The 18973-nt window shown below is 46.8% G+C and carries 12 protein-coding genes and 2 pseudogenes; 1 reads left to right on the top strand and 13 read right to left on the bottom strand.

The features are described from left to right. Positions 1–69: 69 nt before the first annotated feature. A pseudogene (locus MHI27_RS16165) lies at positions 70–393 on the top strand (IS3 family transposase); the annotation flags it as partial. A gap of 64 nt (positions 394–457) precedes the next feature. Here the strand turns inward: MHI27_RS16165 and MHI27_RS16160 are convergent. The 13 genes and pseudogenes from MHI27_RS16160 to MHI27_RS16100 all read right to left on the bottom strand — a co-directional run. Beyond that, a pseudogene (locus MHI27_RS16160) lies at positions 458–661 on the bottom strand (hypothetical protein); the annotation flags it as partial. A gap of 10 nt (positions 662–671) precedes the next feature. Then, positions 672–1640: a glycoside hydrolase family protein gene (locus MHI27_RS16155; RefSeq protein ID WP_405174187.1), complete on the bottom strand. Its 969-nt coding sequence runs from the start codon at positions 1638–1640 to the stop codon at positions 672–674. A gap of 208 nt (positions 1641–1848) precedes the next feature. Then, complete coding sequence (locus MHI27_RS16150; protein WP_405174186.1) at positions 1849–4128, bottom strand: chondroitinase-B domain-containing protein; 2280 nt, start codon at positions 4126–4128, stop codon at positions 1849–1851. Between the two features lie 157 nt (positions 4129–4285). Beyond that, a complete protein-coding gene (locus tag MHI27_RS16145; RefSeq protein ID WP_076299866.1) occupies positions 4286–5416 on the bottom strand; it encodes a glycoside hydrolase family 88 protein in 1131 nt (376 codons plus the stop codon). Between the two features lie 21 nt (positions 5417–5437). Continuing rightward, on the bottom strand, positions 5438–6313 hold the full coding sequence (locus MHI27_RS16140; RefSeq protein ID WP_076299865.1) for a carbohydrate ABC transporter permease: 876 nt from the start codon (positions 6311–6313) through the stop codon (positions 5438–5440). 12 nt (positions 6314–6325) lie between these two features. Continuing rightward, the gene (locus tag MHI27_RS16135) at positions 6326–7279 is read right to left on the bottom strand and encodes a sugar ABC transporter permease (RefSeq protein WP_042188470.1); all 954 of its coding nucleotides are present in this window, start codon (positions 7277–7279) and stop codon (positions 6326–6328) included. Positions 7280–7385: 106 nt separating this feature from the next. Further along, positions 7386–9056 (bottom strand): ABC transporter substrate-binding protein, encoded by a 1671-nt coding sequence (locus MHI27_RS16130; RefSeq protein ID WP_405174185.1) that lies wholly within the window; start codon positions 9054–9056, stop codon positions 7386–7388. A gap of 173 nt (positions 9057–9229) precedes the next feature. Beyond that, a complete protein-coding gene (locus tag MHI27_RS16125) occupies positions 9230–11590 on the bottom strand; it encodes an AraC family transcriptional regulator (RefSeq protein WP_405174184.1) in 2361 nt (786 codons plus the stop codon). A gap of 21 nt (positions 11591–11611) precedes the next feature. Next, a complete protein-coding gene (locus MHI27_RS16120) occupies positions 11612–12793 on the bottom strand; it encodes a polysaccharide lyase 6 family protein (protein ID WP_405174183.1) in 1182 nt (393 codons plus the stop codon). A 282-nt stretch (positions 12794–13075) separates the two neighbouring features. After that, the gene (locus MHI27_RS16115; protein ID WP_076299862.1) at positions 13076–13786 is read right to left on the bottom strand and encodes a metallophosphoesterase; all 711 of its coding nucleotides are present in this window, start codon (positions 13784–13786) and stop codon (positions 13076–13078) included. A gap of 941 nt (positions 13787–14727) precedes the next feature. Beyond that, positions 14728–15654 carry a VanZ family protein gene (locus MHI27_RS16110; RefSeq protein WP_405174182.1) on the bottom strand — a complete coding sequence of 309 codons (927 nt, stop codon included), beginning with the start codon at positions 15652–15654 and terminating at the stop codon, positions 14728–14730. Positions 15655–16442: 788 nt separating this feature from the next. Further along, positions 16443–18194 (bottom strand): S41 family peptidase, encoded by a 1752-nt coding sequence (locus MHI27_RS16105; RefSeq protein WP_405174181.1) that lies wholly within the window; start codon positions 18192–18194, stop codon positions 16443–16445. 539 nt (positions 18195–18733) lie between these two features. Continuing rightward, entirely contained in the window at positions 18734–18826 is a 93-nt protein-coding gene (locus tag MHI27_RS16100; RefSeq protein ID WP_405174180.1) for an S-layer homology domain-containing protein, read from the bottom strand. Between the last annotated feature and the right edge of the window lie 147 nt (positions 18827–18973).

Below are 18973 nucleotides of genomic sequence, written 5' to 3'. Positions count from 1 at the left end.
TTTTGAAGCAGAGGTCATCCTATTAAGCGTAGATGTTATTTAAAATATAGTTTAAGTTATCGTGATAGATTATCAGATGAAGATAAATCTCTTATTCATTCTGACCAAGGCTGGCACTATCAGATGAAACAGTATCGTCATGCTCTCGAAGAACGCGGCATCAAGCAAAGTATGTCCCGTAAAGGTAACTGCTACGACAATGCCGTCATCGAGAACTTCTTTGGTATCATTAAATCTGATTTTCTATATTTAAAGGAATTCGAAAGTATCGCACATTTTAAACAAGAGCTATTAAATTACATCGATTATTACAACAACAAGCGAATTAAAGCAAAACTAAAAGGCCTGAGTTCAGTACCGAACTCAGGCCCAACAAGTTGCCTAATTAAATAACCTGTTTAACTTTAAGGGAAGTGTTTAGTGCTTGAACAGTCTGATTCAATCAGAAAAGCCATGATTATTTTAAATATTTCCCTGTGAAAGAATGTTTCGCTTAAATGAAATGTATAGGTTCGCCTCAAATATAATTTGGCCACCCCTACTGCCGCCATCAGGCCCCATGTCGATAAATCCAATCCGCCTGACTGATGACGTCAAGGTTATACTCGATAACGATAACTGTATTGCCCTTGTCCACGTGCCGGTTCATAATCTGCCACAGCCCCAGTGAATCATTGCTTCAAAGGTATAACCATGTTCCACGTATCGGAAGCGTCCTTAAAACCATCACTGCCGTCCGAGACGGCCGCGAACAAATGAGTCGGCTTGCCGTTCTGGAACAACAGGAACGGCCGCTCCAGATTGCCCAGCGTCTGCACCGTGCCGTCATCCCAACGCACCGTCCGGGAATAGCCTTGCGGCTGCCCATGCAAGCTCCATTTCAGTCCGTCCCGCGACTTGGCGTAGATGCCGCCGTATTTTTCTCCGCATAGATGCCCTTCCATATCTTTGGCGATCAAATTGTATCCTTCGTTTGTTTGCCAGATAAAAGGGTCTTCGATATGGAACGACTCTGGAGGAAACACCGGCTCGTCACTCAGCACCCGGTACAGCCCCTCGTAGTGATCCGCATACGCAACGCCAATCGTCATGCCGCCATGCAGGTTGCCTTCGTAGTGACGTGCCTTGTAGATCAGCAGCACGGAACCATCCTCCCTGACACACGGAGCCGGATTGGAGGTCAGAAAGCTATCGAATCGGCCGGGACGTGTTGGCAATATCGGTTCGTCCGCTCTGCGCCACGGGCCCAAAACGCTGTCCGCTATAGCCAGACCTACCCGTTTGTTCGCCCGCGCCACGATGCATTGAGGATCTGTTAACCCGAAATTCCCGGGCGGCTCTGGATCGCTTAGCGGATGGGTCGAACCCGTATAATAAAGCAAATATTTGTTGTTGTGCTTGACGATATGGGGGTTGTGCGTGCAGCGTCCGTCCCAATATTCCGCTCCCCTCGCCGGAAGCGCCACCTCGCAGAATCGGTACGGTCCCTCGGGGGTATCCGAGTCTGCCCTGACAATCTCTGAAGCTGTCATCCAGCCGGGATGCATCGGCAGTGTCTTCGGCCAGCGCGAGGCAAACATATGGAATTTGCCGTCCTCGCCCTGCACGACGGAACCGCACCATACCCAATAACCTTCCATACGGAAGCCGCCGCCACGCGGAGCCGGCAACATTGTGCTAGTATGCATGTGCAGTCACCTCGTTTTTTCCCGCTGCTCCATAATTGCTGTGAAACATGGTCTACCATCCTTCCAAATGAAGTGAATAACAGGACTGCTCCATACATCAATGGATCGACATAGTCATGCCGGCGAACCAACCGCCGGCATGCTTGCACATATATCGATCCTAAGGAGTATTCAGCCCCACATCGTCGGCCGCTAGCGGCCGATTCAGTAGAGGCGCGCCGGAATATTCGTCCGCCCCCACATCTGCTGTCGCCCGCATTTGACCGTCCATATCCGCCAGCACGAACGCGTATGTCCCCACAGCTGCATCAATTGCCGGGCTGCTCGCGGACAGTCTCTGAATGCCGTTCACCGCAGTCAGCAGCGGATTGATATTTCGGATCTGCTCCGAGCCGCGCGATATGTTGCTAATAGTGCTTCCAAACCCGATGTTGCCTTGAAACAGCGTATTCGTTGTCGCCGCCTCGTAATAAAGCGTGCCGGTGCTGTTGTATACGATATTGTTCGCCACGACGGAATCCTGCGGAGCATACGCTTTGCCCGAGCCGATGACGATACCGGTTTTGCTGTTTACAATCGTATTGTTGACGATAAGCGCCCGGTAAACCTTCCATTGTTTGCGCAATTGTTCGACCGTCGGACTTGGAGGGGAGCCTCCAGTACCGCCGTCGAAGTCGCCGTTAGGCAAGTAGATTGCTTCGCCAGTCAAATTCTCAAAGTAGTTGTTATAAATCTTATGGTCATTGCCGAACATCCGGATGCCTTCCTGATCCGACTCCACGCCGTCCCCGAGGAAGAAGTTTCCATATACGCTGTTGTTATGGCCATGCCGCAGCGTCAGGCTGCCCTTGGAAGTGCGGAATGTATTGAAGCGCACCGAATTGCTGCTGCTCTTGACCGAAACGATTTCCGGCTCTCCATCGCAATTCTGAAATACATTGTATTGTATCGTATTATAGCCGTGGGAGAGCGTAAGACCCGACAAGCCGAGACGAATGGTCTCTTTGCCGTTAGCTACCCATGGGCCTACATCATGGAAATAGTTGTATTCGATAATATCGTATTGCGAAATTTGCCCTAAGCCATCCTGTCCTTCGTAAGCGATTAGCGGTTCGGTGTCGCTCTTCAGTCCGAAGTCGTTCCGGTCGATGCGGTTATGATGGCTGTTCGTGCCCCGCACTTGCAGCCACATCAGGCCGCTCCCCGAGCTTGGAAGCGCAAACGTATTACGGGTCAGCCGCGCATGGTGCGAGCCTTCCAACACTACTGCGCCATTGCTTGTGTTCGTAAACTTTAATCCGTCCAGCACCACATGCGAGGAGTTCTCGACGCGGAAGCCTGACGCTCCCGAGATGATAGCCTGGCCGCGGTTTTTCGCTTTAATGACGATTGGCGCGTTGGCAGTGCCATTTTTGTTCTGAACAGCAAACGGGCTTGTACGCGAATACGTGCCGTTTGCCAACACAATCGTTTTACCCGCCGTAGCGGTTGCAAGCTCGGCAGCCAACTGCGTGGAAGTGCTAACTTCGACGACCGTCCCTTCGCTACCGCTGCCGCTTGAATCGCTACCATAAATTTCGACCTCGGCAAAGCTGTTCCAGGCGTTCACTGAGTTGCCGTAGCCAACAATACGAACGTAGCGGACGGGGGCAACATCGGCAAAATCAAACGTCTGCAAGCTGTTGCTCAGACTGCTGACCGCTCTCGAAAGCACTGTACTGAAGTTGTATCCATCATATGAAGTCTGGATATCAAAAGCGAAAGTTCGCTCCGCCCCGTTGGGGAAGGCGATCTTCACGTATTCCACCCGCTTGCTCGATCCAAGGTCGTATTGGACCCACTCCCCTTCGCCACTCACTGACCAGCGTGTGTTAAGATCGCCGTCGATTGTATATGCGACGATATTGCCGTCATCTCCGCTGGCCATAAGTTGTGGCACGGTAATCGCCAACTTGCTTGCGCCTGGCGGAGATCCGTTCGCGGTGCCGTAGAGTTCAACTTCAGAATAACTGTTCCACAGGTTGGAGGAATTGCCGTGCCCAACGATCCTCACATAGCGGGTAGAATCGACATCCGGAAAATCGAACGTTTGCAGACCTTCCACAAGGCTGCTCACAACTCCGCTGCTGACGGTCGTAAAGGTGGAACCGTCCATTGACGTCAAAATATCAAAAGTAGAAGTGCGGCTTGACCCATTCAGAAATGCAATTTTGATGAAAGACAATTTGCGATTTACGCCCAAATCGTACTGGATCCATTGCATGTCGCCATTCGCCGACCAACGTGTTAAGAAATCGCCGTCCACCGTGTTGGCTGGAACGTTGCCGTCATCTCCGCTCGCCGTCACGTCGGAGCTGCCAATTGTGAACTTCGTATCAGCCGCACTTGCCGTTCCTGGTATTAACACAACCAGCATACAGATCAAAATAATGAACGTCATACATTTGGTTCCCATAATTCATTTTCATCCTTTCTATTATGAAATGATGGTTATTGAATCATTCCCTTCGTTCCGTCCGGCACCTCCTCTCAAGAATACGAAAGCCGGGAGGAGCTTCCTGTCCTCCCGGCTTCGTGATTACAGCCTTTGATCCCGCTTAAAAAACATGCTGGCTCCAGCCTTTGCTCTTCGCCAAAGCTTCAATATAATAGTAATCGCCGTAAATCAGCGATACGTTGATGTTGGTATTGACTGGCTTATGACCGGTTGCGCCGAGCAGGATGCCTTCATACTCCGGCTTGTCGAGCGCACTGTAGTTGTTCGACAGCGAGCGAAGAATGCGCGTGGCCGCGCGCTGATATAAAGCGGCTTCCTCAGGAGCTACCTGCGACGCGATATCGATCAAGCCAGATGCTGCGCAGCTCGCCGCCGAGGTGTCGCGCGGCTCGTCCGTCAAGTCGGTCGCCGCACGGAAATCCCAATGCGGTACATCGTCTTCCGCCAACGCGCTGATGAAATAATGCGCCACCCCTTTCGCCGCATTCAAGTAACGCGCTTCTCCCGTATAGCGGTAAGCGCAACTCATCCCGTAGAGTGCCCAAGCTTGGCCCCGCGACCAGGACGATTGCGGCGCGAAGCCCTGTCCGCCGTCATAACGCTCCACTTCGCCCGTCTCCGGATCGAAGATAACGATATGATGCACCGAGCCGTCGCCTCGGATGAATGAGCGAAGCACCATATCTGCATGGGCGACCGCAATATGCTTGAAGCGCGGATCATCGCTTTCTTCACTCGCCCAGAACAGAAGCGGCAAATTCATCATCGAATCGATGATCGACCAACCCGTCTGGTTGCGGGGCCAGGCTCGAATGAACTGTCCTGCCGGGTTGTACCTGCCCGCCAGATAGTTGGCGGCGAACAGGCCGCGCCGCCGAGCGTCCGGGTCGCCGGTCAGCTTGTAGCGGATAACCGATGTCGGCAGGAACTGAAAGCCAACATCGTGGTGGAAATGGTTGTCCCGCAAGTAACATTGCTCCATGCGTTCGTCCCAAGGCTCCGCCTCCTCCCGATAACGTTGCTCGCCGGTCATATCGTACAGAATCCACAGAATGCCCGGCCAGAAGCCTGAAATCCACTGATCAACTTTGATCTGGTCATATTTGCCCGCCGCCGAAACATGTGGCGCTTCTGTCCAGCCCGCTTCGATCATATGATCAACTTTAATCTTCACTTTATCCCACCAAGCCGTCAGCTCGGATGGTTTCAGTTTCACATTTTCATTGCTCATCTCTGAAGTCCACCCCTTCTCCTAACCTTTAATGGCACCGATCAAGGCGCCTTTCACGAAATATTTTTGCAATAGCGGATAGACCAGAAAAATCGGAAGGGTTGCTACCATAATCGTGGCGTATTTCAATGTCTCGCCCAATATGATGATCTCATCTTGGGAGGCTCCTTCCGCCATGGAGTTTGCCTCGCCAATAATCAAAATTTCTCGCAGGATCAACTGCAACGGATACAGCGACCGATCCTGAAGGAAGATCATGGCGTTAAACCAGGAGTTCCAGTGGCTTACTCCGTAATACAGGCCTACCACTGCAAGCACGGGCTTGCATAGCGGCAGGAAGATGCGGAACAGAATGCCAAAGTCGTTGGCGCCGTCGATCTTGGCCGACTCTTCTAGCGCATCCGGCACTGCCTCGAACGATGTTCGCATGATAATGAGGTTAAATGCGCTTATTGCGGTAGGCAGGATCAGCGCCCACAGTGTGTCCGTAATGCCCAACCCTCTGACCAGCAAGTAGAACGGAATTAATCCACCGCTGAAAAACATGGTAAATACGATAACCAACGTAAGCTGCTTGCGATATTGCAATGTTTTTCTGGACAAAGCGTATGCGGCAAAAGAAGTAAGCAGCAAATTGAGAGCCACGCCTACAATGACAATAAATAATGTGTTGCGGTAGCCGAGCAGGATCATCGGGTTGCTGAATACCGCCTCATATGTTTCAAGCGAGAAGCCCAGCGGCTTCCAAAGAATGCCCTTATGCGCCATCATCAGCGCTGGTTCGCTGAATGAAGCAAATGCCACGTATAGAATTGGGTACACTGTTACAATCATGAGCGCGGACAAAAACAGCGTATTGCAAACCCGGAATATATGTTCACCCAAGCTTACTCGCATACGAACCCTCCTCTACCACAAACCCGTATTGTTCAACTTCCGGCTTATCCAGTTGGAGCCGATAACAAGCGCGAAGTTAATCACGGAGTTGAACAATCCGACAGCGGAGCTGAAACTGAATTGAAAATCTTGAAGCCCGATCCGGTACACATACGAGGAAATGACATCCCCTGTCACATAAGTGGTCGGGTTGTACAACAGAATAACTTTCTCGAAGCCAACGCTCATAATTCGGCCAATGTTCAGGATGAGCAATATAACGAAAACGGGAAGCAGACCGGGTAGGGTAATATGAAGCATCTGCTTCCAGCGTCCACCCCCGTCGATCTTGCAAGCTTCATATTGCTCGAGATCGATCGCAGACAGCGCGGCCAAATAAATAATTGTACCCCAGCCTATATGCTGCCATATATTCGACGAAACGAAGATTGTCCGGAAAAAAGACGGCTCCAGCAGCATCGTAACCCTCTCACCACCGAAAAATGCGATAATATCGTTAATGACGCCGTCACTGCTCGTAAAATCTTTGATCATGCCGCAAATAATGACAAGCGAAATAAAATGCGGCAAATAAGTAATCGTCTGAACCGAACGCTTGAACAGTGCATTTTTCACCTCATTAAGCAACAAGGCGAGAATAAGCGGAGCGGGAAAACCGAAAATGAGATCGTACAAGCTAATCATCAGAGTGTTTTTTAACACCCGCCAAAAATACATCCCGCCAAAAAAGTCTTTGAAATGCTCAAGTCCTACCCACGCGCTGCCCCCGATTCCAAGCCGGGGGTTAAAATCCTTGAACGCAATAATCGAACCGTACATCGGGAAATAATGAAAAATAATGAAATATAACAAAACAGGAGTAAGCATCATGTACAAATACTTGTTCTTAACCATGTCTTTCGCAATATTAAGCGGCAGACGACCGGCATGCGTGACTTTGCTGCGTCCCAGCTTCAATTGAGCCATCTCCTACTCCTCCTATCCAAATCCAGCATTATCGGCAGGGGATGGCTGCACCATTCCCTTGCCCCACGGCATCATCCTGCAGCCAGCCGTGGGACGATACATGGAGTTATCTGTTGTTGTAGCGATCCAAAGCGCCTTGATAGATGTCGATTACATCACGAATCCCCATATCTTCCAGCTGCTTCACAAAGCTGTCGAACTTGTCGAGCGGCTCGTTGCCCATTACAAATTTGATGAACATTTCTTCCAGATACGTGTTGATTGCCGTCATCGTCTGCGCTACCTTCTTGCTCTCATCTACAGTAGGCGTAATGAACGCGGGCAAAATATGTTTCGCCGCATCGGTCTCCGACCAAATCTGGACCGCCTCGTCCTGTTGTGGGAACGTGTTGGTCGTTTTTTGCTCATGCATCGGAAATGGACCGTTCGGAACCGTATACTGCGCCAACATCTGCTGTGAAGTGTACTTATCGTTTTTTACGATCATATCGGTAAATTTCGGAACGCCGTTGTCCATCGTGTAGCTTTCGCCTTCAACGCCGAAGTTGTACATCATGGTTCCTTGCTCGCTAAATGCGAAGTCCAGCCATTTTACGATCGTTTCTAGGTCTTTCGCCGATGTCGTCACGGCCGCGCTTGCTTTCGGGTTATATTTGAAATCGCGCTGTCCGGTGAACGGTTTTTCGCCTGCTTTCAATACCGGATAAGGAGCCGCTACTAGATCAAAAGCCGGATTTTGGGCTTTACCGGACTCCAGCCATTTGCCCATGCCGCCGCCCAGCAGGAAAACAGTCGCGCCGGACTCACCGTTCAGAAGCCGCTTATCCAGCGTGTCGCGTTCGACGATTGGGAAGTCTTTATCAATCAGCCCTTCGGAATACCACTGGCGGAACAGCGTCATAACATCCTTGTATTGCGGATCTAACGGACCGTATTTCACTTTGCCTAGGTCGTCAATATAGAAGCCGTGCGATGTTTTGTATGCGCCGAAGAACGCGTCCTGCAAATTCATTTTGTTCGCGTATAGCGCCGTCAGCGGTGCTACGGCGCCTTTTTTCTCTTTGAACGCCGTCAGAACCTTATGCCAATCGTCTATCGTTACAGGCAATTGCAGCCCTAGCTCATCCAACCAATCTTTGCGCAGCATTGGTCCGCGGAAGACTAATCCTTCCTCGTTTCGCACCATCGGGAAGACGTAATATTGGCCACTGTCGGTCTTCACCATTTTATCCAGCTCTGGATTAGCTTCCAGCATCTTCTTCAGGTTAGGCGCATATTGGTCGATCAAATCGTTTAGCGGTACGATAACCCCGTCTGAAATCGCCTTTTCCGGTCCACCCGGATAAATACTCCAGTCGTACTCCAGCACATCCGGCAGCTTGCTGGAAGCCAGCAACAAATTAAACTGCTCTTCAGCTTGACTTTCGGTCGGATGGATGTAGTTCACTTTCACGCCGGTAGCTTCTGCAATCGCCTTCCCGATCGGCGCTTCCGCCAGATTCGTTGTAAATGTAATCAGGTTTCCGTTGATTGGAGCCCAGTATGAGAAAGTATCTTTCGTATCCAGCGGATACACCGGCTTATCCGATCCCTCGTTGCCTTTGCTTACGCCATCGCCGCCCTTATTGCTGACGGCGCTTTGAGTCGGCTCTGTCTTATCCTTGTTTCCAGAGCCCCCATTACTGGAGCATGCGGTTAACAACAATGAAAGTACCATTGCGATCCCCAGTGTGAGCTGCAGCCTCTTATGAGTCTTGACGTTGCGATTTTTCGCCATTGTGCCCTCCGTTCTTTTCGTCTCGAATATGTTGGTGTGAATACGCTTTCAACATATCGTTAATCCGGTGCCGCAAGCTATCGTTAAAACCTAAAATATACTGCAATTTCTCAAAAATGAGGGTAACAAAACCGCATGTATGCCACTTTTTCTTGAAAAGAAAAGCCCTAGAGCTACTTGACTTCCCTGTAGCGCCCGGGCGTTATCCCTTCAAATTTTTTGAATATACGATGGAAGGTATTCACATCGTTGTAACCAACCTTCAGCGATATTTCGCTGACCGTATATTTCCCGCCGATAAGCAGCAATTTGGCCTGCACCAGCCGCGTCTTGTTAATATAATCGAGCAGAGATTCGCCGGCAAGTTCCTTGAACAGTTTGGAAACATACGACGGCGTCATGGAGAAGGCTTCCCCGATCATCGAAATGTTCAGGTTCTCGTCCTGGTAATACTCGTTGACATATTTCATGACCTTATCGATTAGCGGATTGCTGCAGTATTCGCGGTTATTATTAACGTAGCCGCACAGAAGCTCTAGCATATCGTAAAGCTGGCTGCGCATCTCCCCTACCGTCTGGCATTGCATCAGGCGTTCGATGGCGCGCACTCCGTCAGGCATATCCGGCTTGCCCGCGATGCGGATTTCGCCGATTACTTTTTGCAGCGTAGCCATTAGATCGAACATGAGACATTTGGCAGTATGAAAAGGAAACGGCTCCTTCGTCACATTTTTCTGAATGATCTCCCCGACGAACGCTTTTGCCTTATCGAGCTGCCCTTCGCGAACCATAACGATCAATTGCTGCTCGACCTTGAGCGGATAAAAATAACCACCTGGAGCAGCCCCTAGGTTGTCGTTACCGCTCAGGTCCCCATAATGAATAATGCCCCCGCTACCTACAATGATTCGGTATTCCATCGCCTCGATCGCTTCCTGGAACGCCTGGAAGATGCCATATTCGCCCTCCTGTTGCGCGCTGATGGCAGCGGTCAACTGTACATGAGCATGATTGGAGATGAACGACATCGTTTCTTCCGCGATGTGCCCCAGCTCTACCCGCTGTTCCGTCGGCGATGCAAGCTGATGGTTGACGATGCAGGCGAGCAACTCCTGGTCCAGCTCTACCGCATAGGCGTTTACTGACTTTCGTGCGACCTCCTCGACCACGTTGGCGATCAGGAAGTGCAGTAACCGCTTATTATGGACCTGATCCTCATCCTCATCCTTCCGATGGAACTTGCCGAAGTGCTCGATGCGCAGCAAAATAACAGAAAATCCGCCCAGCGGGAAACGCAGATCATAGGCTGAGAAAGATTCGTGCAACGGGATATGGCTGTCGAGTTGCCCCTTCAGCAGCCGCTGCAAAAAGTGCGATCTGAGTGTATTGTTATGCTGATTCAGCTTGTAATGAAGCTCCTCCTTCTCATGGAAGGTGCTGCTCAGCGCCTGCTCCAGAAAGGAGTATTCATTGGAGCCGCGATCAAAGGTAAAACCCGCCTTGAACGACAAGCTCTGGATCAGTGCATGGATCGGCAGGTAGTTCCGTTTGAGGAGCCAATACGTCACGCCACCGCCAACAATAAGGCAAAGCAAGATGCTGGCGATCGTCAATTGCTCTACCACGTTCATTTTCTGGTGATATACGTTCGCCGGCAGCGTCATCACATATTTCCATCCCGTAATGGATGAGGTTGTGTAGGATGCAACAAGCCGGTGACCGTCAGTCTCGATCTCAAGTTGCCCCGATTCTTTCGACATATCGCTGTATAATAGAGCAGGTTCCGACAGCGAATCGCCCGTAGACGCAATGAACCGGTTGTCTTTATCCAGAATAAAGATCGTACCTTTCTCAGGCGCCGAAGCTTGCTCTAGCAGCTTACTGCGGTCAATCATGAACAGCAAGACAGCTCCAGATTGATTCATGATTGTTGAGTTCACATTTTGGGCATACATGACCGTAGGCCGCCACTCATTCTCTTCAGACACAACAACGGAGTGGTAGCCTTTAATGTACCCTTGGTCAAAATATTCTCGTAACGACTGGAACGGCATATGCTCTTCAAGGCGAATATGTTCGTATAACGCTTCGATGTTCATACGGTTGTTGCGTGCGATGACCGTATCGCTATTTTTGTAGTAAATATAAATACCTTCAAGAAAATCGTTAGCGATTTCGTATACGCGCAAATCATTAGCGATTTGGTATACATCGTAGTGGTCCGAATCAGACAGATTGGTATCGGCCGAAATAAATGCTGCGATTCGCCTGTTGAGGCTCACCTCGAGGCTTAGATTCTCGATTCCTTTGAACTGGCTATCTATGGCTTGCTCCATCTGAAGAAGAATAGATTGGTTGGCACGGTTAATTTCAGCCTTTACAACGTTCAGCGTCGCGCCGTATATAACGCCGCTGATCAGAATGGGCACGAGCAGCACCGAGGCGTAGGAAAGCATCCAGGTCATGTATACGCTGCGATTTTTATGCCGGAGCTGCTTCAGATAGATTGTCCACCGGTTTCGAGTTTGGGCCATAGGTTCTCCTCCATGTTAGTTTTATTCGGAGTCGGGACCGACGTCAATTCTTGTCAGAATAGCCGGACAACGAATATCCGCGACATCCGCTTTATGATTGTTAATACAAACCGCCGGAGACGGCCGGTATTCATAGATGGCCGGCTGCTCCTTGCCGCATATTCGATTGTAAGCGATTACACATTGCTCCGGCGCATAAGGAATCCGCTTGCCGAGCGTAATGCCGTGACGACAATTGACAATCGTATTATTCACTACACTGGCGCGATAGACGCGCCAATGTTTCCTCAGTTCCTCCTGTGTCGGCGCCTCGGGATAGCCGTCTGATCCGCCATCGTAGTTGCCGCCGTCAATGAGCAGCGCATCCAACGTCAAGTTTTCCATATAGTTATCAAAAATGTGATGGTCGTTGCCGTAAATGCGAAATCCGCCCATTTCTTCCTTCACGCCATCGCCGATAAATACATTATTATGAAAGCGATTTCCATGTCCGTGACGCGCTGTCACTTGGCCGGCGGAGTTAAGGAACGTGTTGTACCGAACTGTATTATAGCAGCTTTTTACCGAAATAATCTCGGGCTCTCCGTCGCAATTTTCAAACAGGTTGTGTTGAATGGTAATATAGCCGTTCGAGAGAGAGATGCCGGACAGGCCGAGCCGGATCGCTTCAAGCCCATTGACGACACGCGGGCCTATATGATGAAAATAATTATATTCAATGACATCATGCTGCGAGATTTGTTCACCGTTGCCATCAAAAATAACGAGCGGCCCGAGGTCGGCTTTTGGCCCGAACTCGTTGCGTTCGATCCGGTTCCAGCCGCTGCCGCTTCCCAGCACAGACAGCAGGCTATACTCCGCCCCAACCTGTCGCGGCTCAAATCTATTCCGTGCAATCCTCACATGCCGCGAACCATCCAGAATGATTGATTCGCGCTGCTCGACCTGAAAATGCAGTCCCCATACCTCTACATAAGCAGAGTTCAAGATGCGTATACTTGATTCTCCAGCGATCGTTGCTTTTCCTTTATTTACAGCGCGAATGCTTAATATTGCGGTGTCCGATCCTACTTTGCCTTCAATAATATAATCTTCATTCCGTTCGTAAACGCCGTCTGCCAACAAGATCGAAGAACCAGGTTCTGCCCGGCCAATGGCTGCCGCCAACTCGTCGCTACTCGATACCCAATAAATAGTAGTCATTTTCCCACCTGCTTCCTATAGAATAGGCGGATATGAACCGCAGCCTCTTCAGGATCATATCCGCAACTTCACAACCTCAATTATGAAAGATACGTTTCCCATGCCATAGTGTAAAAAAATGAAGCAATCATAAAAATGTAAACTGAGGCGCAAAATGAGCAGGAATTACCGCCTTGCCAGCTGTAAATCGCAACCTGCCGGTGTACAATAAATGAGAAAGGACGTATCCCGACACCAAATCGTGGATACGTCCCCATTGTTGTTGCCTGCTCTGCCGCCCGCTTACCCGAAAAAGAAGTACGCAACCTTCATCTCTTCTTCTTTCAACAGCAACTTTTGTGCCGCTTCAAGCAAAGGCGTGCGGTCATAGACGAGACTTTTCATCGCTATTTTGCCATCGGTAATCGTAAAATAGTGCGCTTCTTTCGATGGATCGTCGCGACGGCGGTAGGACACGCTTCCCGGATTCAGCCACAAACTGTCGTCACTCAAATAATGAATGCATCTGCGATGCGTATGTCCGAAAATAATGCGGCGATATTCTTTGGCCTCAATTGTCCTGACGTTGCGTTCCGCCCAGAAAGCATCGTACTTGGGCAAGCTATCAATCGTCAAATAGTTTTCGTACAGATGCTGCATTGTATAGCTATAGCCGTCCATCTCGAATGTGCGGTAGACCGGAATGCTTTCGAGGAAGGAAATTTCCGCTTCGCCGAGCAGCCTTGCATTGTAATGCGCCCACTTGATCTCATCCTCCGCCACATCGTGACCGCTATTGCCGTTTCGGTACAGGTCGATAATAATGTCGTCATGGTTGCCGCGAACACAATTCGCATCGTTCTTATGCACCCATTCGATAACTTCCCGCGGGAAAGGCCCGTAGTCTACAAGATCTCCCGCGCAATAAATCACGTCACAGTCGGATTCTGCTTTGCGGATCGATTCCAGCGCTTTGACGTTGCTGTGAATATCCGAAATAATTAAAGCTTTCATAATCGATTCAACTCCCTAAGATTCAACATTCTCAGCAGTACCGTCACCACATCCGCCACGTAGCTTTATCGTCTGGCATGAAATGGTCCCGCGGCAGACGCACCTCAATGATTCCGGCGGCAGACGCCAAGGAAACAGCCTGTCTTTCCCAGTCGGGGGTGTCTCCACTGTCCTCAAACCACTGCGGCGCAGGGGCGCCGTCCACAACATTGGCCGTAACGGAACATGCGTGTAACCCTATTTGACGATTCCCTTCAATCGGTAGCCTACGGACAATATTCAGGCTGTAGACATTACGTATCAGGCTGTTCTCCCATTTGTCGAGTGCACTCTCCCTCCTTTATATAAAAAGATGAAACCTTGATAAATCGTCAAAAGCTAAAATCGCCCTCAAATATTCCAACTTCTTATCTCCAATTTTTGGAATGAACATCAAATCTTAAAAAAGTCACTCACATCTCACGAATATGCATAGAAACATCTTTGTAGCTATTTTTATATACAGCATTCAATGTTCTTAAAACAAAAGCATCAACAACATGATCCTTTTCATTTGGAGAAATAAACAAAACGATATCCGACCTTAGATGTTTTAGCAAGATTTCATTTTCGCAACTCCTTATGTTCATTTTTAATTATTATGTTTCTTGCCCTGGTCATAATATTGCTTGAAGCCAATTTTGTAGTATAGTTGGGGACCCGCCAACATTTTAACGAAAATATACGCTAAGCCCTGAATCGCGTCCAGCTTGGTGTATTCTCATACTCTTAGGTGGTCCGGGACGTGTCACGAGCGGACGCAACGAAACGTATTGGACAATCATTCGGCAACATTAACGCGGTACTGAATTAAATGATTATGATATAAAAAAAAGCTGTCGAGACTTTCTTGACAGCCTTGCCGCGATTATCGCGGTTTCTATATGTTGCGTGTTTGTTCTTCACTCCCACCAATGCTTCATTTCACTGAATCCAACGTCCCATAGTTTAGCGTTCCCGGAAACGATAATCGTAATTTCGTTCACCTTATCATAAAATGGTATATTTAAAGGTTCTGCTCTATTATTATATTGTTCATTGTACTGATAATGAACTCTTTGGTTTCCGTCTACCAATATAGTGAGTTCTCCCTTGGAATCTCCCTTGTCTGGAATGCCAAAATAAGAATAGAACGTCACATCTTTTTTGTTCCCCAAGATGTAGGTGTATGATTTTCTTTTATCCCCTTCACTGTAATATACGTTTATTTTGGGTTCTATTTTCTTGCCTGCTACGGTGAAACTTGGAAGATTTTCAGTCATAGGCATGGTTCCATTCATTTCTTTCACATCGTGTAATGCTTGAATTGGGCTTTCTCTTTTCGCTACAACATAATTGATGGTTTCCGAGATCACGATTACTCCAACAAGAAGAACAACAATAGATAAGGCTGAAGCAATAAGCTTTTTATAAGAAATTTTTGAAGAACATCCAACTTTATAGGCGATAAATCCTATCGCTGCACCTATTGTATTGGATATAACATCATCTACATCAAAGCTGCCAAGATGAGTTAAAGCCTGCATCGTTTCCAGAACGAGAATCGTCAAGACAAAAAAGGATATGAACTTCCCAAAACTGGAACGATACAACAGAGGAATTACTACTCCAAAAGGGATAAAGGCAGCAATGTTTCCAAAGTTGTATACCCATGAAAAAGTTAGTTTTGGAAATCGAAGTGGAACTCCTTCTGGAACAAGTATAAATGTGTATCCATAATCGCTGTTCCAATGATCTAATCTACTGAAAGCAAAAAACATAAAATATAATATCAACAGCGTGTACAAAATTGTTCCTACAAAGAGGAGTTTCCGTAATTTCACTTCCATAATATCTCCTTTAATAATTCATCGATGGGTTTAGTATATCTTCCCAAAATGACATTAAAGTGACATTGAAGTGACATTTTAGTCACTTAAACGCTCATTAAATGATTTGTTTGTAAAATTGAATCCGAAATCATGCCTTTATTCATCCCACTCTGGACATGAATACCTCCATCTTTCTTGGTTTAATGCTGTGAGCCATCGTAAGACCAATGCAAATGCTACCCTCTCTAGCATTCTTGTCTTATAAAGTGTAATAGAATAATTTTAATCTATCTATTGGAAAAGGGAAAAAAATCTTGTTCTCAAGCGTATTCGGGAAATAATCTTGACAATGAGAAATGACAAGAATATATTCCGATAATACCGCGATTATCGCGGATATTATTCGTACAACATTCTTGTTAACTTACATGCTTTTCTTAGAAAACGCCGAAAAATTCTTCAGTATTTGATGAAGTACTGGTTAAGCCTTTTTGGATATCGCTCCAAAATCTCTCGTACCAATTCGTGATTCCCATAGGAATGGTTTAACTTTACCAAACTAAGGCTCGTGGCAATAGGTACAAGTTCTTCTCTCGAGCAAAGGACAAGAACTTGTACCTATAAATTAATAAAACCGCGCTCAGCGTGGATTTCAATAGGCATATGTTCTTGTCCTCTTACATCGGAACAAAGTACAATTAAGCTGATTAATATGACCCGTCTACTCTTCATCTCATTCCTCCCTAAAAAAATCAGGCCCCGGAAGTGTATAGATGTTCATTTATATTCCAAATACACTTCCATAATTAATAACCACCTTTAATTAATTCAACAGCTCTCTCAATATACTCGTCTCTGCCTTCCATAATCCCTTCAATGGTAGGATCAAGACGAATATCTGGCTGCAATCCTATTCTTTGCGTTGGGTTTTTATCTGGATTAAATATGCCGAGTCCACTAATTACGGTTTTTATTTTTCCTGGAAGCATAATGATACGTATATCACCATCAGTTCCAGCAGACGGCCTACCGAGAACTATGGAGTTATCTGTATTTCTAAGAGACATCGTTGTAAACTCGCCTTGACTAGCAGTATGTTCATTGATTAGAATCACTACTTTCCCTTTATAAACCTCGGCATTTGTTTCTTGGGGCTTCCCTGAAACCATAGGCTCAAGATAATAAAATTCACCGGGTATTGCACGATTGGGGACCGATACTGTGGCAAACTCTTTTTCAGAAGCGATCAGATATTTGGCTAATTCATAAGTAAGTATGCTAGAAGGGTAGTTTCTAAGATCTACAATTAGCCCTTTAGTGTTCCACCACTTTTTCATGATTTTATCAATCTCTCCATCTTTCAAAAGACCAGCATTAATATAGTAGATTTCTCCACTCTCCATTGCTTGTGATTTCGTATCAACCAGGAAATTAATGTCTTGTTGATTGCCTACTGCACTAATGTTCATCTTATTTCCCTGCCGAATTACAGTAACGTCCGTATTTTTCTGTTCAGTTCGGAATAAACCAAGAAAAAATAAGTTGGCCGTGTCTTCTCGCGACTGTGATATATATTTTCTTCTATCTTTTAATAATTCATCTATATTTTTGTCTCCTACTTTTAAAACAATGTCTCCGACCTCAAGTCCACACTTGTTAATTACTTTATTTATAACAATCTGATTGTTAATTTCGATAAAGTTTACGGGAAGCCGATACGTTCCAAAATAATCAGTAATCGTCTCTCTATCTTTGCCCACCAAATATGCATGAGAATCATGTATTCTAGTTGTCAGTTCTGCTAAAGTCATAAAATAGGAGTCATAATCCGATCCATCTACCATTTTAGGGATAAACTCCAGAAGCACTCGATCCCAATTTTCTCCGATGACATCTTTATACGGATAGTAATATTCGATAATATTCCAGTACCGGAATAAACCTAGCAACCTGTAGCCTGTATCATCGAAATTCATATTAGAGTACGGGTTTTCATTTCCCATAGACGGAAAGAATGAATCTTCCTTAAAACTAACATATGCATATTCTCGTTCTGAAATATTAGAATCCAGAAGCTTCGATAATTCAAGACTCAAGTCTGTTCCGAGATATTCTTCATCCTTGGACCAATCTGTAGATGGACTGAGCTGTATGGAATCTTTGGAAAATTGATATTGATCATCAAGCTCTCCAGAAATGGACTCGCTGCCTAATGAATGAACCCACTCATATAGAATTGAATTCACATCTGAATTTTCTTCTAAAATAGAGGGCACCACCCGAAACAGCTCATAATCCCAATTAACATCTCCAGATACAACCTTAGGATGATGGTATTTCACCACTCCCCATACCTTACTGATCTTAGCTAAATCCACGATCTTTTGTTCAGAAAGGCTGGAAAATTTCATTCCACTTCCTTGGTCAAATTCCTGCTCCTTCTCTCTCCCGAGTTGATGAGTCTCTTGGGATGTAGAACATCCTGCAATAATAAAAATAAGCAATACACTGAAAAAAAACACCAGAGACTTCCAGTTACTTCTTATTCCTTCTCCCACCTTTTTCCCACCTTTCAGCTCAACAATTTATCTTTTTGTAATTCTTGTAAATCTAGGATCTGCTTCACCTATCTCTGCAAATCTACTTGTCGTTTTTAAATAAAAAAAACCAGCCTTATAGCTCTTATCGTAGGCTGGGGCGTATGTTGTCTGAGCTTTCACCCTGATTATACATCTAATAAAACAACCCAGCATCAAATAATGACAGATTAGATTTGCGTGTTGTTCATTCAGGCATTAATGTTCCTCATACAATTCATTCATAAATTTCCCGGCACTAATGATCCCTTCTTTCGCTTCTCCAGAAAGGAATGACAGCACAGCCCACCGTGAAACAATGTCTCTTAATGATCTTGCTTGATCCCATAGAGTTTTCCATTCTCATTCTTTACTTCCGTTGGACTATATAGAGGTGCCGACAGTCATCGCATTATTCCATGCAGATATTTTTATTGCCGCCCAAGGAATGGGCTGTACGTACCTAAATTATACATACAAATTAAGGCGACTTTCTTTGTGTGGATTACAATTTAAGTCGTTTAATCATTTATCAGCATATACACTATATTAGCCATTTCTTCCCGCGTGACTTTACCTTTCGGGTCAAAACGAAAGTTAGCTTTGCCCTTCATTGTCCAAGCCTATTTCCGTGCTCGACAGCTTATTTTGCCCAAGAAGATACTTGGTCTTGGTCAGAAAATATACTGACCTGCCCGTTAGATTACTGAAGAAAAGAAAGCAGTAAATACTTATCTAATCGGTAATCGGGACAAGAACTT

It is taken from the genome of Paenibacillus sp. FSL H8-0261 (genome assembly GCF_045040645.1).
Lineage (GTDB): Bacteria > Bacillota > Bacilli > Paenibacillales > Paenibacillaceae > Paenibacillus_AQ.
Note: the sequence above shows the minus strand (reverse complement) of the source record. Positions and strands in the feature narration are given on the sequence as shown.